This is a genomic window from Nannocystis sp. RBIL2, assembly GCF_026626745.1.
In the GTDB taxonomy this organism is placed as follows: Bacteria; Myxococcota_A; Polyangia; order Nannocystales; family Nannocystaceae; genus Nannocystis.
Genome location: NZ_JAPNJW010000001.1, coordinates 5,007,583 through 5,022,128, shown reverse-complemented (window position 1 = coordinate 5,022,128; position 14,546 = coordinate 5,007,583). Strand labels below are relative to the sequence as shown.

Below are 14,546 nucleotides of genomic sequence, written 5' to 3'. Positions count from 1 at the left end.
ACGCGCCGGGCCGTCTGCGCCTGCGCGGTGCTCTCTACCCATTCGACAAGACTTCGGCGATCCGATCGCCGGGGAGAGGACAGCCATGGACATCGTGCATCCGCAATCGAGCCCGATCCTTCGCCCGTACAGCCGCGCCGACGTCGAGCGTCTGCGCGGCTCCTTCACGATCCGCCACACCCTCGCCGAGCTCGGGGCCGCCCGCCTGCGCGAGCTCCTCGCCGGCCGTTCGTTCGTGCCCGCGCTCGGGGCGATGACCGGCAACATGGCGGTGCAGCACGTCAAGGCCGGGCTCGAGGCGATCTACGTGTCCGGCTGGCAGGTCGCCGCCGACGCCAACCTCGCCGGCCAGACCTACCCCGACCAGAGCCTCTATCCCTGCAACAGCGTGCCGGCGCTGGTCGAGCGCATCAACCACGCGCTCTTGCGGGCCGACCAGATCGAGAGCGCCGAGGGCCACAAGGGCCGGCGCTACTGGCTGGCGCCGATCGTCGCCGACGCCGAGGCCGGCTTCGGCGGGCCGCTGCACGCCTATGAATTGACGAAGGCGATGATCGCCGCCGGCGCCGCGGCCGTTCACTTCGAGGACCAGCTCGCCTCCGAGAAGAAGTGCGGCCACCTCGGCGGCAAGGTGCTGGTGCCGACCAGCCAGTTCGTGCGCACCTTGACCGCGGCCCGCCTGGCCGCCGACGTGCTCGACGTGCCGACCCTGATCGTCGCCCGCACCGACGCCGACGCCGCCAAGCTGATCACTTCGGACGTCGACCCGCGCGACCGCGAGTTCATCACGTCGGCCGAGCGCACGCCCGAGGGGTTTTTCCGGATCCGCGGCGGCCTGGAGGCTGCGATCGCCCGCGCCCGCGCCTACGCGCCGCACGCCGACCTGGTGTGGTGCGAGACCTCGACGCCCGACCTGGCCCAGGCCCGCCGCTTCGCCGAGGCGGTGCTCGCCGAGCACCCCGGCAAGTGGCTCGCCTACAACTGCTCGCCGTCGTTCAACTGGAAAAAGCACCTCGGCGAATCGACGCTGCGCACGTTCCAGCGCGAGCTCGGGGCGATGGGCTACAAGTTCCAGTTCGTCACCCTCGCCGGCTTCCACGCCCTGAACCACGGGGTGTTCGAGCTGGCCCGCCGCTACCGCGTCGACGGCATGGCCGCCTACGCCGCGCTGCAGGAGGCAGAGTTCGCGGCGGAGGTCCACGGCTACACCGCGACCCGCCACCAGCGCGAGGTCGGCACCGGCTATTTCGATGCGGTCGCCGAGATCATCTCCGGCGGCGACACCTCGACCCTGGCCCTCGATGACAGCACCGAGGCCCACCAATTCCACGACCCGCCCCGGCCGCGCGCGATCGCCTCGTGAGCGCTGCGGCTCCCGCGGGCGCACGGGCTCGAGCCCGTCGCCTCTTCCGCGGCTTCGCCGGCCGTCGTATCGTGCGCATATGATGCTGCGACTCAGCCTCGCCGCCGCCCTCAGCCTGATCGGCTGCGGCGACAAATCGCAGGACACGGACACGGGCGGCGAGGCGCCCACGAGCGAGCAGTGCCTGGCGGAATCACAGCAGACCGGATGCGAGGCGCTCGGCTGCCGCTGGCAAGAGACGCTCCTCGTCCCTGACGAGACCAATTGCGCGACCAGCCCGGGCCCCGAGCGCTGCTTCACCCTCGCGGGCCAGTCGGTCGGTCAGGCGTCGGAGCCGCACGCCTATTATCGAATCGACGGCCAGAAGATCGAGTACATGATCCACGCCTACGATTGTGCCGAGCCGCTCGGCTGGCATGAATGCGGCGACGAAGCCGAGACCCCGGCCGGCTGCGCGTGCCTGTGCGGGACGATGGTCGACGGCGAGCCGGTGCGCTGCGGCGCGAGCCCGCTGTGCGACGGCTAGCCGCGCGCAAACGCGCAGGTCGGCCGCGAACCGGGCGTACGACGGCGCGCGGCGCTTATTCAACCGGTGTTGATCCGCGCTGGAACAAGCTCGTGCAGTACAAGACTTCGCATGCAGCAACAACTCGTCCTCGATGACTTCAACCTGGGCGCCGCCGAGCGCCGCCTCTGCACCACCGCCCTCGAGCGCGCCGGCAACATCGTCGGGGCCGCCCAGCTCCTCGGCATCACCCGCCACTCCATGAAGCGCCGTATTATTAAACTCGGCATCGACTGGCCGCGCCGCGTGACCGCCCCGGTGGTGTCCGTCAGCTGACCCGGGCGCGCAGATCCGCGCTCGTCTTCGCTTACGCCTATTCGCTGGATTCGCCGACCGCTCCTCCGCGCATTCGCTGGCGCGCGATGGACCCGTCGATCGCGGTATCGATGGTCGGCGTCGATCAATACGCATGACTTGATGGTCACTCATTAAAGTTAGCAGAGCATAAAATCATCGTTGTCTCCCGAGCCGGGCGTGCGAGGGCCGCGAAGCGGTCTCGCAGTCCTCCGCCCGCCGCTCCCGGCTCGGGACAGATGCGACCTCGCCGATCGGCGGGGCCGCACCAATTTCATTGGGTCCGATTTATGCGTCGCGTTCGCAGCGGACGTCGAGCAGGACGAAGCGGTCGCCGCCGCGGACGAGCTCGAGGCCGCGGCGGAGCGCCTCGGGCACCGCGTCGGGGCGATCGACGCGTACGCCGACGCCGCCGCAGGCGCTGGCGATCTGGTCGTACGCCGGGTCGGCCCCGAGGTCGCACAGCGCGAAGTTGTTGGTCGCCTGGGCGTGGCCGCCGGGGAAGTCGCCGCGGGTCGACTTGCGGATGGTGCTCCACGCGCAATCGTTGAACACCACGATGAGGATCGGCAGGCGGTGCGCCGCCGCGGCGTGCAGCGCCGACAGCGGGGTGTTGAACAAAAAGCTGCCGTCGCCGACCGCCGCGATCACGGTGCGGTCGGGGCGGGCCATCTTGGCGCCGAGGGCCGCCCCGAGGGCCCAGCCGAGGCCGCTGGCGATCGAGTTCTCGAACCAGCTGTCGGGCAGCCGGCGCGGCACCAGCAGCGGGTCGAGCGGGTACTCATTGAAGATCACGACCTCGTCGTCGACCGCCTGACCGACGCAGCGCGACAGCCAGCGCTTGGTGATCGCGGGGCGGTGGGCGTCGGTGTCGGCGGCGACGCGGGCGTTGGCGAACGCCACCTCGTGCTCGATGCGCAGCGCCCCGCGGCGGGCGACCACGTCGGGGACCGGGTCGGCGTCGAGCAGGCGGGTGAGCAGGCGCAGGCTCTCGGCCGGATCGCCGGGCAGCGCCAGGTCGCTGGGGAAGCCGCGCAGCGGCAGGTCGGAGAACAGCGGGTCGACGCCGATCTGCACGATCGGCGGCACCTGTCCGTGCGGCAAGGCGACGAACGCGGGGATGAACGGCACCGGGTCCTCGACCGCGAGGATCAGGTCGGCCTGCGGCACCTGCGTGCCCGGGTCGAAGCCGAGGTGGACCGGACAGTGCGTCGCCAGGTTGAAGAAATTGCGCTTGCCGAACTCGACCACGCCGATGCCGTGGCGGGTCGCCAGCTGCCACAGCGCCTCGGGCCCGCCGCGGTAGCGCCCGAGCTCGGCGGTGAGGATCAGCGGCCGCTTGGCGTTGCGGATCGCGTGGGCCACGCGGGCGAGCGCGACCGCGTCGGGGCGGGCCGGCGGGTTCGGGCGCAGCCGCGGCCGCGGCGACACCGGCGCGTGGCTGGCCGGCGCGCACAGGACCTCCTTGGGCAGCGTGAGGTAGACCGGGCCCGCGGGGTCGCTGTCGGCGATCGCCAGGGCGCGGTCGACCGCGACCTCGAGGTGATCGGCGGTGGCCAGGCGATAGTCCCACTTGGTGAACTCGCGGAAGTAGGCGGCCTGGTCGAAGCTGTCCTGGCCCCATTGCACGAAGTTGGTGCGGTGGCCGGGGACCGCCGGCGAATCGGTGTAGGGCGTGAGGCCGGCCATCACCAGCATCGGCACGCGCGCGCGGCGGGCGTTGATCAGGCCGAGGCCCGAATTGGCGGTGCCCACATTGACGTGGGCCATGACCGCGGGGACCTGTCCCGAGAGCAATTGATAGCCGTGGGCCATGGCGATCGCGGTGTTCTCGTGGGCGGCCGCGACCACGCGCGGGGCCGGGGCGCCGGGGCGCGCGAGGGCCTCGATGAGCGGGGTGAAGTCGGTGCCCGAGTTGCTGAACAGGCACGGGACGTCGCGGCGGTGCAATTGCTCGAGCAGCGCCTCGGCGACGGTGGTCGCGTTGCCGACGGTCGGCGGCGCGGGCGGCAGGGCCAGCGCCTGCGGGGCGCGGGCGCGGGCGCGGCGGAGGAACGGCGCCAGCGCGGCGTTGAAGGCCTCGGCGCGGTCGAGGTTGCAGAAGTGGCCGCCGCCGGCGAGCACCCGCAGCTCCGCCATCGGCACGCGCGCGAACAGGTCGAGCAGCAGCGGGTCGACCGGCGTGATGCGGTCGTCGCTGCCGCCGACGAGCAGCACCGGCACGTCGATCCGCGGCAACAGGTCGCGGTAGTCGACCTGGAACATCGCGTGCCACGACTGCAGGAACACGTCGCGGTCCTTGCCGCCCTCGATAGCGATCGCGGCGTCGACGAGCTCGCGCGGGGCGTCGCTCGCGTACAGGTTCGGCATGTCCATGGCGGCGCTCTCGGCCATCGACATGCGGTTCAGCTTGTCCTGCATCCACGCCCGCCGCGCCTCGGCCTGCGGGTGGAAGCACCACGTGCCCGCCAGGGTCAGCGACTGGACCCGCTCCGGCGCGCGCGAGAAGATCTCCTGGGCCACCACGCCGCCCATCGACAGTCCGACGAAGTGGGCCCGGTAGAACCCTGCCTCTTCGACGAGGTCGATGGCGTCGTCGGCGAAGTTCTGGATCGAGATCTCGGGCCGGTCGGCGCTGAAGCTGCGGGCGTGGCCGCGCATGTCGAAGGTCAGCGTGCTGTAGCGCGCCCGCAGGGCCTCGACCTGGGGTCGCCATGAGCTGTGGTCGCCGCCGACGGCGTGGAGGAAAACGACGAGCTCGTCGCCCCCCTGGGTGAGCGCGGTGTGGATACGGGGCATCGGCCCGCGAGGGTAATGCGGTAGGCGGAGGTGGGCAAACCATGCGACAATGCCGCAGCTGACGAGAGGGCGCCCGGAACACCGTTCACCATGGCCCCGGGGATCCACGATACCGCGCTCCAGACCACCGGCCTGGCCGGTGCGCCGACGCTGGGCGACCCGGTGGTGTCGTCGGCGATCGAGCCGTCGACCACGGTCGCGGGCGGCAAGCTCGGCCGCTTCATGATCTTGGAGCCGCTCGGCTCGGGGGCGATGGGGGTGGTCTACACCGCCTACGACGAGACCCTCGACCGCAAGGTCGCGGTCAAGGTGCTGCGCGACACCGGCGAGAGCGCGCAGCGTCGGCTGCTGCGCGAGGCGCAGGCGATGGCGCGCGTCTCGCACCCGAACGTGGTCACCGTGCTCGAGGCCGGCGTGGCCGGCGGGCAGGTCTACGTGGCGATGGAGTTCATCCGCGGGCAGACGCTCGGCGCGTGGCTGCAGGCGGGGCCGCGCGGCTGGGCGGAGGTGGTCGAGGTGTTCGTGCAGGCCGGGCGCGGGCTGGCGGCGGCGCACGCGGCCGGCCTGGTCCATCGCGACTTCAAGCCGAGCAACGTGATGATCGACGACGCCGGGCGGGTGCGGGTGCTGGACTTCGGGCTGGTGCGCGCGGCCGTGCCGGAGGTGACGCGCGGGGTGCCGGGCTCGGGGGCGAGCAACAGCAACGGCAACAGCAAGCTCGACATGCACCTGACGCACGACGACCAGATCGTCGGCACGCCGGCTTACATGGCGCCGGAGCACTGGCGCGGCCTGTCCCCCGAGCCAGCCGCCGATCAGTTCAGCTTCTGCGTCGCGCTGTACGAGTCGCTGTACGGGGTGGCGCCTTTTCCCTACGGCGACGCGGCCGAGCTGGTGCTCAAGGTGCTGCACGGGCAGGCGAGCGAGCCGCCGCGCAAGCGCGGGCTGCCGGCCTGGCTGGCGCCGGTGGTGATGCGCGGTCTGAAGAATGCCCCAAAGGACAGGTACCCGGGGATGCCGGCGCTGCTGTCCGCGCTCGACCGCGGGCGCGCCCGCGGACGCCGGCGCTGGGTGGTCGCGGCGGTGCTGGCCGGGACGGTGGTGGCCGGCACCGGGGTCGTGTTCGCACGGACCGGCGACGACGAAACCTGCACCGGCGCGCCGGAGGAGCTGGCGCAGGTGTGGGGACAAGCGCAGCGCGACGCGGTGGCCACCGCGCTCGGGGCGGCCGCTCCGGGTTACGCGTCGGTGGTGTGGCCGCGCGTGCAGGAGGAGCTCGACCGCTACGCGGCCGGCTGGGGCGCGGCCCATCGCGAGGCCTGCCTCGCGCATCGCCACGGCGAGCGCTCCGGCGCCCTGCTCGACCAACAGATGCGCTGCCTCGACCAGCGCCGCGGCGCGCTCGCCGAGACCGTCGCCACGCTGGCGGCCGCCGACGCCGACGTGGCCCTGCGCGCGCTCGAGGTCGCGGGCGACCTGCCGCCGCTCGAGGCCTGCCGCAACCTCGAGGCGCTGTCGTCCGAGCAGCCGCCGCCCGACGACCCCGACAGCGCGGCGCGGGTGGCCGAGCTGCGCGGGCAGATGACGCAGGCGCAGGTGCTGGCGCGCTCGGGTCGACTGCCGGACGCGCTGGCGCGGGCGCACGAGATCGTGACCGCGAGCGAGGCGCTGGAGTACCCGCCGGTCCGCGCCGAGGCGCTGCTGCTGCGCAGCAGGCTCGAGCTGCACCTGCCCGATCAGACAGGTGAGGAGGTCGACCGGTTGACGCGGGCGATCAGCGCCGGCTTCGAGGCGCGCGCCGACGCGATCGCGGCCGAGGCGCTGGCGCTGCGGATCTACGCGCTCGCGCGCCAGCCCGACCAGGTCGCGCGCGCGCTGGCCGACGAGCCGCTGGCGTTGGCGCTGGCCGACCGCAGCCCGACGCCGGCGGCGCTGCGCGGGCTCGTGCTCAACAACATCGGCACCGCCTATCTGGCCCGGCAGGAGCCGGCGCAGGCGCGGCGCTACTTCACCGAGGCGCTGGCGGTGCGCGAGGTGGCGCTCGGCAGCGAGGATCTCGAGGTGGCCTACACTCTGGCGAACCTGGCGGTGGCCAGCGACCCGGGGCCGGAGCGCGAGCGCCTGCTCGCGCGCGCAGTGGCGACCTTCGAGCTGGCGCTGGGGCCCGCGCACCCGGAGACCATCGAGGGCCGGCTGGCCGCGGCGCACCTCGTCGACTTCGCGGCGGGCCAGAACCTGCTGCGCCCCGGCTGCGCGGCGCTCGACCGCTTCCTCCCCGGCAACGCGGTCGGCCGCGCGCGCTGCCTCCTTTATCTGGGGCGCCTCGCGCTCGAGCTCGGCGACGAGGAGGAGGCGGAGCTCGCGTTCGGGGCCGGGGCGGCGCTCGTCGACGATGCACGCTCGGGCCCGCAGCTGACCGAGTTCGAGGTCGCGGCCCTGATCGGCTACGCGGCGCTGGCCACCCGCACCCACGAGGCGGCGGTGCGCAGGATCGAGGCGACCTTGAAGACGCTTCCGCAGGCGTGGTGGTCGCGCGCCGACGCGGCCGAGCTGCGATCGATCCTCGGCCTCAACTTGCTCGCGGCCGGGCGGCCGGAGCAGGCGCGTGACAGCTTCGTAATCTCCGTCGCGGACTACGTCGGGCTCATCGACTCGGAGCCGCGATTCGGCGCTGCGCTGGCGCGGACCCGGCGGGGGCTGGTCGAAGCGTTGGTGGCGCTGGACCTCGCCCAGTCGCCGGAAGCCCGCGCGAGCCTCGCGGCCTCGCTCGATTTTTATCGCAGCGCCGGGCTCAGCTTTGGGCGACAGTTGGCTCGGACCGAGCGGTTGGTAGCCTCGACGGGCACCCCGACCGCGATCGGCCCATAAAGTGGGCGGACATCGGAGGCGGAGCCGACATGTACAAGAGGACATATCACTGGATCTTGGCGGGGACCGTGGCGCTGGCCGCGGGTTGTGACGAGGGCGCGCCAGCCGGCGACGACGATATCGCGCTGCGGCCGTACGCGTGCCCGACCTGGAAGTGCGGCTTCAACTCGGCCGAGGTGAACGGCAGAGCGATCCGCGAGCTCAACCTCGACGGCGCTCCCAACGGCGATGGCATGCGGATCGTCGGCTTCGTCGCGCCCCTCGGCCTGCTCGGCAACTATCACCTGACGGTCGAGAACGACGCGCTGGTCGCCCGCAACCCGAGCGGCCAGACCTTGAAGGGGCTGCAGCTGGTCGGCGCGACGATCCTGGTCCAGGCGCCGGGGCTGTTGGCGCTACCGGTGCCGATCTCGGTGCTCGGCTACCAGGAGATCGATTCGTGGGCCGAGGGCGCGCCGAAGGTGCCGACCTACGCGCTCCTCTACCCCGACCTGGCGGCGCTGCTCGGCCTGCGCAACGTCTGTAGCGGCAACCTGCTCGACACCCTCGCCAGCGCGGCGACGGTGATCGGCGGCGAGACCTACGACCTCGAGGACAAGACGGTGAACGCGGGCAAATCGCGGTGGTTGACGATCGCCTGCGCCGGCTCGGCCGCGGCCAAGATGCGCCTGCTCGGCTACGGCCCGCAGTCGAGCGCGACCACGCCGGCGCAGCGGCAGGCGACGCTCAAGATGGTCACCGCCGACTACTGCGGCGGCGGCGAGAGCTACACGCAGAACGGCACCGAGGTCCACTGGGCCAACGCCGGGGGCACCGTCGCGCCGGAGTCGGGCCAGCTCGGCGACGTCGAGGCGGTGTGGACCGAGGACGGCGCGCTGTGCCTCGGGGCGCCGCGCATCGCCGGCACCGTGACGGACTGTAGCCTGCCGAGCTGCGCCGGCCTGTCGGTCGGCGACGGCGAGTGGGTCACCTACACGCCTTGACGTGGCTCACGGGGCATGCTCCGAAGAGCATGCCCTCGAGGACATGATTTTCAGGACATGAACATCAGGGCATGTCCTGACGGCGCGGCCGGATCTCGGCTCACGGCACGCGGGCGATGATCGCCAGCGGGCCGCCGCCGAGCGGGCCGTGGTGTTCGGCGCGGGTGCTGACGTAGATGCAGGGGTCGCCGACGACGCTGGCGAGCACGGCCGCGAGGGCGCCGCGCGAGTGGCGGGTGTCGTCGATGTCGTCGTCGGACAGCATGGTGTGCCGGCGGCCGCGGATCGAGCCGCGGGGGTCGGCCTCGGACTTGGCGAACACCCCGAGCACGTGGGCGCGCTGCTCGGGAGCCAGCTGGCCGCCGGTGACGGGCAAGCCGAGCTCGGCGAGCAGGGCGCGGACTGCGTCGACGTCGAGGATGTCCTTGAGCACGGTGTGGCCGACGACGAGGTCGCCGGTGGCGCGGTCGCTGTTGCCGAACATCAGGATCTCCGTGCGCTGCAGGCCTGGCTTGGCCGAGCACGAGGCGACGCCGGAGTAGAGCGACCAGTCGTCGCAGACGACGTCGTCGGACAGGTCGGGGCGGGCGACCTCGCCGAGGGCGAGGGCGACGCCGAGGGCGCTGGCGGCCCGCGAGTGGACCATGTCGTTGCGCAGCGGGGCGCCGGCGCGGCGGGCGGCGAGGGCGGCCTCGTGGTCGGCCTTGGGGATCGCGCCCTTCATCTGCACGAGGTGGACGTCGGCGGGCGCGAGGCGGAGCTCGCCGGCCAGCTCGGCGACCGCGCGGGCGGTCTCCTCGATCTGCGGCATCCGCCCGATCTCCGCCGGCGTGAACGGCCGCGTGTGAGCTGTCCCGACGACCAGGCGCTTCGGGCCAGGTGCTTCGGACCAGGCGCCCGAGCGGGCGAACGCGACCACGTGCGGCGAGACCACTCCCTCGGTGCCGCCCGACAGCGAGAACACCACGCGGTCCTGCACGCGCGCGGGCGGCAGGCCGAGGCGCGGGGCCAGCAGGTCCTCGAGCGCGCGCATGGCGAGGTCGCGGGTGAAGTCGTTGCGGCCGCCGTTGCCCTCGGTCTTGCCGAGGACGCACACCAGCTCGTCGGCGCGGACGGCCCCGTCGTCGAGCAGGGCTTGCAGGCCGCGGACGTCGGCGGGGCCGTCGGTGGGCAGCTTGAAGGCGTCGACGCGCATCAGAACAGCACCGCGCGCAGCTGGGCGCCGAGGCGCTTGCGGATGTCGATCTTGAACACGTCGCCGTGGGCCATCTCGGTCGGCTCCTTCATGGTGGCGAGGGCCTCGACGACCTCCTCGGAGTTGGCGGTGAGGACGGTGACGGGGCCCTCGACTGCGAGCGGGAAGTCGTGCCAGGTGCCCTCGTGGATCATGATGCCGCTGCCGGGCGGGAGGACGAAGCAGCGCACGTCGTCGAGGTCGGGGGTGTCCATGCCGCGCTGGTGGGTCGGCTTGCCGAGGACCATGGCGAACGGCTGGTCGCCGAGGCCGACGAACAGCTGGGTCATGTTCATGTGGCGCTCGAGCCAGGTGACCTCGGCGGGGCGCCGATGGATGCGGGCCGAGCGGATGACGCAGCGGCCGTTGCACTTGAACGCGAAGTTGTGGCCCTCTTCGACTGCGCCCTTGTAGAAGGGGATGCCGAGGCCGGCCTGGGGGACCTCGGTGCCGATGTAGAGGCCGTAGTCGGCCACGGCCTCGCGGGAGGCGGGGACGACGGGGACCTCGATGTCGCGGACGGCTTGCATGACCCGTTCATCTTGCCATGGGGCCGCGCGGCGAAGCAATCCGCGGGGGGGCGGGGCCTCGATTCACGGGCGCGAAAGGAGTGCGCACCGGCGCGGCGCGGGCCCGGCGCGGCTCTTGTCCCGGTCCGGGGACCAGCCCCTCGGCGCCGCCATCGCTCGCTCCCTCGCCGTGTTTGCACTTTCTTGGTGACTTGTCGTCCTCGGCCGCGCGAGAGGCTGCGAGCTGTCCTCGGGGACAGGCGAACCCGTCACGAGCTGCTCGCGCTCGGGTCGGGGATGGTGAAGCGGAACACGGTCCCGCGACCTGGCGCACTCTCGACCCAGATCCGTCCTCCGTGCGCCTCGACGATGCCCTTGGCGATCGTCAATCCCAGACCGGCGCCGGCGCGGGAGGCCCGTTTGGCCTGCCAGTAGCGGTCGAAGACGTGGGGCAAGGCCTCTGCGTCGATTCCGCGGCCCGAGTCCTCGACCGCGATCTCCACCTCGCCGCCGGAGCGGCGGGCCTGCAGGCTCACTCGACCGGGGGGCGGCGTGAACTTGAGCGCGTTGTCCAGCAGGTTCAATAGTACTTGCATGAGTCGGCTGCGATCGCCGCTCACCTCCAGGCTGTCTTCGGCGACCTCATAGTCGAGGACGATCCCGAGCTCCGCGGCGCGCGGCTGCATGAGCTCGACGACGCCGCGGAACAGCGCGGCGAAGTCCACCCGCGAGCGCTCGATGGCGAGGGTGCCCGACTCGATGCGGGAGGCGTCGAGGAGATCGCGGATGAGGTATTCCGTCGCCTCTGCCGAGCGCTTGATGACTGCGACTCGCCGGGCGCGGTCCTCCTCGGAGAGGCCGGGCCGCTCGAGGCGGGCCACGCCCAGCAAGATCGTGCTGATGAAATTGCGCAGGTCATGGGCGACGACGGCGAGCGTCTCGTCGCGCTGGCGGGTGGCTCGCTCCGCCTGCACCCGCAGCTCGCGCTCGGCGTCGAGCAGCCGCTCGCGGTCGGCTTCGGCCTGCTTCAGCGGCGTGATGTCCTCGAGCGTGCCGGCGTAGCCGACCGGGACGCCGTCGACGAACATCGGCGCCGCGCGGCCGCTCACCCACACCACGCGACCATCTCGATGCAGGAAGCGGTAGGTCTGGAACCACGCCTGCCTCGCCTCTGCGGCCTCGTACCACGACGACACGACGCGGGCCCGATCGTCGGGATGGATCGCCTCCGTCCAGCCCCGGTCATGGGCATCGGCCAGGTCCAGGCCGTGCAGCTCCACGCACTTCGGGTTGTAGAAGACCGGGTGGCCTGCCAGATCCATGATGTCGATCCCCAGCGGTGAAGCGTCCACCAGGGCGCGCATCCGGGCCTCGCTCGCGCGCAGCTTCGCCTCTGCCTGCTTGCGGTCGGTGACGTCGCGATGCACCGCCACGAAGCCGACGGGCTGCCCCTCGTCGCTGTGGCGGACGCTCAGGCTGGCCGCGACCCATAGCGTCGTGCCGTCCTTGCGGGACGACACGAACTCGCGGGTGCGCGTGGCGGCTCGCTCCTGCGAGCGCAGCGCATCGGCGGCGTCTCGCAGGCAGTCGGCGCGGAGCAGCTCCGGCAGAGTCTGGCCGGACGCCTCCGCGGCGGTCCAGCCGTACATCCGCTCGGCCCCCCGGTTCCAGAACGTGATGCGTTCATCCTCGTCGAGGGCGATGACGGCCTCATGCGTGAAGTCCAGCAGGTTCTGCTGGTTCGGCGGCGTCGCGCCCGGCATCGCCGGAGTATTCTCCCGCCGCGGCGTACGACCAGCGCTCTCATGCGATGGGTGGGAGCGAGCGGGCGGTGCAGACGCGCTCTGCTTGGCCCGGAGCAGGTTGGTGCCGGGGGCGCGGCGATCATGCGTGTGGCGCGTCTCGCCACGCGCCTGCCCGGCGCGGCGCTCGGGTCGCGGCGGGTCGCCGGAGCGTGCCGATAATCCGCTCAGCTCTTGGGCGCCGTGAGCGAGGCCTGGATCTCTTTGGCCGTGTTGTAGTGGCGCTCGAGGGTGGAGCGGAAGTTGTTGAGCTCGACCCGCAGCTCCGGCATCTGCGCGTGCGGCAGCAGCTTGGTGTCGATGAAGTTGAGCCACATCGCGTGGGCGTCGACCTGGATGTCGATGTACGTCTTGTCGAACGCGTCGCCCTTGTCGACTTTTTCAAGGACCTCCATCTTCTGCTTGGCGTCGTTCTCGATGTCGCTGCGCAGCCGGCTGTCCGTCTTGCGCAGGCCGAGGCGGTCGCGGGTCTCGTTCGCGCGCGACTTGATCGCGCCGTGGTCGGTGATCATCAGCGCGGCGAACTCCTTGACGCGGGTGCCCTTGGCCCACTTCTTGGCGAACTCCGCCATCTTCATCTCCTCCTCGTTCATGACGTTGAGGACGCCGAAGATCTCGTCGTCGTTGGTCATGTACTCGGGGGGCGCCTTGACCTTGGCGTCCTCGGGCATCGCGGCGACTGCGACTGCGGCCGGGTCGTCCGGCTTGGCGTTGGTGGCCGGCAGGTCGGTCGAGACCTGGCTCGGGGGGACAGTGTCCGGGCTCGTGCGCGAGCACGCCGCGGCGAGCACGAGCGACAGCGTGACCAGAGAAGGCTTGCGGTGGTGCATGGCCCGAGGGGTGGCCGCAGTCGCGCCCCGGTGCCACGTGCTGTGGATCGCAAGCGCGTCTGCGCGCCGTCCAGCCCGCCCGTGGCCGGCGGGCGGGCCGCACGATACGGACGCGGGCGGGCGTGCGCGGGCGCCACCGCCTTCGAGACATGACTGAAAGGCCATGTCATGCCATTGTCCTCCGCTCGCCCGCTCAGTCGGGGAGGAAGGTCGCCCACTCGCCGTCGTCGAGCGAGAAGTCGTCGCAGGCCGGCAGGGCGCAGGCGACGTCGGCGTCGGCGAGGCGCGTGGCGTCGAGGCAGAGCGCGCCGTCCGGGCCCCAGATCGCCTCGGGGAGGCCCCACGGGCCGGGCGAGACCACCGTGCCGCCGCTGTTCTCCCACCGCAGCGCGGTGTGGTTGTGCGTGTAGCTGTCGCCGTCGCCGCAGTAGTCGGCGGTGATCATCTTGAGGGTGGCCTGCCGCTGCGCGGCGCTGGCGGGGTGGCCCTCGCCGTCGAAGTCGCCGTGCGGGCCGTAGTTCATCAGCCGCATCTTGGCGGCGGCCGAGCCGGCGCAGGCGATCGTCAGCCAGCGATCGCGCCGGGGCACGACCGTCTTGTCGTCGAGGTCGTAGGTCTCGCCGCCGATCACCGTGGCTGCGGTGGCGAGGACGTCGAGCAGGTCGCCGTTGCACACGTTGCGCACGCCGAGCAGCGAGTCGAGGTCGAGGTAGAGCATCGCGTAGGCCGGCACCTTGCCCGCGCCCGCGGCCCAGGCGTCGACCTCCTGATAGTTGACGATCGTGATCGGCAGCGGCAACGACAACAGGCCCGGCTTTTTGACCAGGATGGTCGCGCCGATCAACTTGTGGCCGCGCAGGACCGAGCCAGCGGCGTTGCGGGCGATCAGCTCGTCGCCGTCGAAGCCGAGCTTGTAATTGCCGAGGAGGCCGGCGGGGGCGATGAAGCCGACGATCCGCACGCCGTCTTCGTTGGGCTCGCCGTCGAGGTTGAGCTCGCGGATCGATCGACCATTGACCTCGGCGGCATTGAAGCCGCACTGCCATATGGGGCAATGATAGGGGCGTAACTCGATGTCCTCGGCCTCGGGGTCGTCGCACCCCACGAAGAGCGCCGCCACCAGCGCGATACAGAGCTGCCCGGTCCCTCGCGTCATGACCCCACTGTGCGGCCGCCCGCCGGAAAGGACGCAGTTCCGCGGAGTAATCGTGTTCCCCTGCGTGAGCGCCGATGGACTGCGAGACAGGGGTGGAGGTGCGAAGCCGCCGCCGTCGGACCATTCGTGAATACAGGCGTGCA

Annotated in this window: 11 protein-coding genes; 5 read left to right on the top strand and 6 right to left on the bottom strand. The window is 71.8% G+C overall.

Annotation, left to right across the window (positions count from 1 at the left end; genetic code table 11):
• The first annotated feature begins 85 nt into the window (after window positions 1-85).
• The 3 genes from aceA to OV090_RS19925 all read left to right on the top strand — a co-directional run bounded on the left by aceA (window position 86) and on the right by OV090_RS19925 (window position 2,204).
• Window positions 86-1,363 (top strand): isocitrate lyase, encoded by a 1,278-nt coding sequence (aceA, locus tag OV090_RS19935; RefSeq protein WP_267705432.1) that lies wholly within the window; start codon window positions 86-88, stop codon window positions 1,361-1,363.
• Window positions 1,364-1,442: 79 nt separating this feature from the next.
• The gene (locus OV090_RS19930) at window positions 1,443-1,889 is read left to right on the top strand and encodes a hypothetical protein (RefSeq protein ID WP_267705431.1); all 447 of its coding nucleotides are present in this window, start codon (window positions 1,443-1,445) and stop codon (window positions 1,887-1,889) included.
• Between the two features lie 111 nt (window positions 1,890-2,000).
• The gene (locus tag OV090_RS19925; protein ID WP_267705430.1) at window positions 2,001-2,204 is read left to right on the top strand and encodes a helix-turn-helix domain-containing protein; all 204 of its coding nucleotides are present in this window, start codon (window positions 2,001-2,003) and stop codon (window positions 2,202-2,204) included.
• A gap of 306 nt (window positions 2,205-2,510) precedes the next feature.
• Here the strand turns inward: OV090_RS19925 and OV090_RS19920 are convergent, their stop codons facing one another.
• Window positions 2,511-5,021 carry a thiamine pyrophosphate-requiring protein gene (locus OV090_RS19920; RefSeq protein WP_267705429.1) on the bottom strand — a complete coding sequence of 837 codons (2,511 nt, stop codon included), beginning with the start codon at window positions 5,019-5,021 and terminating at the stop codon, window positions 2,511-2,513.
• Between the two features lie 90 nt (window positions 5,022-5,111).
• Between OV090_RS19920 and OV090_RS19915 the strand changes: the two genes are divergently transcribed.
• Window positions 5,112-7,889 carry a serine/threonine-protein kinase gene (locus OV090_RS19915; RefSeq protein ID WP_267705428.1) on the top strand — a complete coding sequence of 926 codons (2,778 nt, stop codon included), beginning with the start codon at window positions 5,112-5,114 and terminating at the stop codon, window positions 7,887-7,889.
• Window positions 7,890-7,918: 29 nt separating this feature from the next.
• Complete coding sequence (locus OV090_RS19910) at window positions 7,919-8,872, top strand: ADYC domain-containing protein (RefSeq protein ID WP_267705427.1); 954 nt, start codon at window positions 7,919-7,921, stop codon at window positions 8,870-8,872.
• Window positions 8,873-8,972: 100 nt separating this feature from the next.
• Here OV090_RS19910 and OV090_RS19905 read toward each other — a convergent pair whose 3' ends face one another.
• The 5 genes from OV090_RS19905 to OV090_RS19885 all read right to left on the bottom strand — a co-directional run bounded on the left by OV090_RS19905 (window position 8,973) and on the right by OV090_RS19885 (window position 14,403).
• A complete protein-coding gene (locus tag OV090_RS19905; RefSeq protein WP_267705426.1) occupies window positions 8,973-10,067 on the bottom strand; it encodes a ring-opening amidohydrolase in 1,095 nt (364 codons plus the stop codon).
• Complete coding sequence (locus OV090_RS19900) at window positions 10,067-10,636, bottom strand: ureidoglycolate lyase (RefSeq protein WP_267705424.1); 570 nt, start codon at window positions 10,634-10,636, stop codon at window positions 10,067-10,069. The genes OV090_RS19905 and OV090_RS19900 overlap by 1 nt, the downstream gene beginning before the upstream one ends.
• A gap of 248 nt (window positions 10,637-10,884) precedes the next feature.
• A complete protein-coding gene (locus OV090_RS19895) occupies window positions 10,885-12,378 on the bottom strand; it encodes a PAS domain-containing sensor histidine kinase (protein ID WP_267705422.1) in 1,494 nt (497 codons plus the stop codon).
• Between the two features lie 206 nt (window positions 12,379-12,584).
• Window positions 12,585-13,247, bottom strand: coding sequence for a DUF4142 domain-containing protein (locus OV090_RS19890; protein ID WP_267705420.1), 663 nt, complete (start codon window positions 13,245-13,247; stop codon window positions 12,585-12,587).
• Between the two features lie 193 nt (window positions 13,248-13,440).
• Window positions 13,441-14,403 carry an ADYC domain-containing protein gene (locus tag OV090_RS19885; RefSeq protein WP_267705419.1) on the bottom strand — a complete coding sequence of 321 codons (963 nt, stop codon included), beginning with the start codon at window positions 14,401-14,403 and terminating at the stop codon, window positions 13,441-13,443.
• Window positions 14,404-14,546 lie beyond the last annotated feature (143 nt).

What these genes read in the sequence shown, in the direction of transcription:
- aceA (WP_267705432.1), top strand. Translation starts at nt 86, where the DNA reads ATGGACATCGTGCATCCGCAATCGAGCCCGATCCTTCGCCCGTACAGC.
- OV090_RS19930 (WP_267705431.1), top strand. Translation starts at nt 1,443, where the DNA reads ATGATGCTGCGACTCAGCCTCGCCGCCGCCCTCAGCCTGATCGGCTGC.
- OV090_RS19925 (WP_267705430.1), top strand. Translation starts at nt 2,001, where the DNA reads ATGCAGCAACAACTCGTCCTCGATGACTTCAACCTGGGCGCCGCCGAG.
- OV090_RS19920 (WP_267705429.1), bottom strand. Translation starts at nt 5,021, where the DNA reads ATGCCCCGTATCCACACCGCGCTCACCCAGGGGGGCGACGAGCTCGTC.
- OV090_RS19915 (WP_267705428.1), top strand. Translation starts at nt 5,112, where the DNA reads ATGGCCCCGGGGATCCACGATACCGCGCTCCAGACCACCGGCCTGGCC.
- OV090_RS19910 (WP_267705427.1), top strand. Translation starts at nt 7,919, where the DNA reads ATGTACAAGAGGACATATCACTGGATCTTGGCGGGGACCGTGGCGCTG.
- OV090_RS19905 (WP_267705426.1), bottom strand. Translation starts at nt 10,067, where the DNA reads ATGCGCGTCGACGCCTTCAAGCTGCCCACCGACGGCCCCGCCGACGTC.
- OV090_RS19900 (WP_267705424.1), bottom strand. Translation starts at nt 10,636, where the DNA reads ATGCAAGCCGTCCGCGACATCGAGGTCCCCGTCGTCCCCGCCTCCCGC.
- OV090_RS19895 (WP_267705422.1), bottom strand. Translation starts at nt 12,378, where the DNA reads ATGCCGGGCGCGACGCCGCCGAACCAGCAGAACCTGCTGGACTTCACG.
- OV090_RS19890 (WP_267705420.1), bottom strand. Translation starts at nt 13,247, where the DNA reads ATGCACCACCGCAAGCCTTCTCTGGTCACGCTGTCGCTCGTGCTCGCC.
- OV090_RS19885 (WP_267705419.1), bottom strand. Translation starts at nt 14,403, where the DNA reads ATGACGCGAGGGACCGGGCAGCTCTGTATCGCGCTGGTGGCGGCGCTC.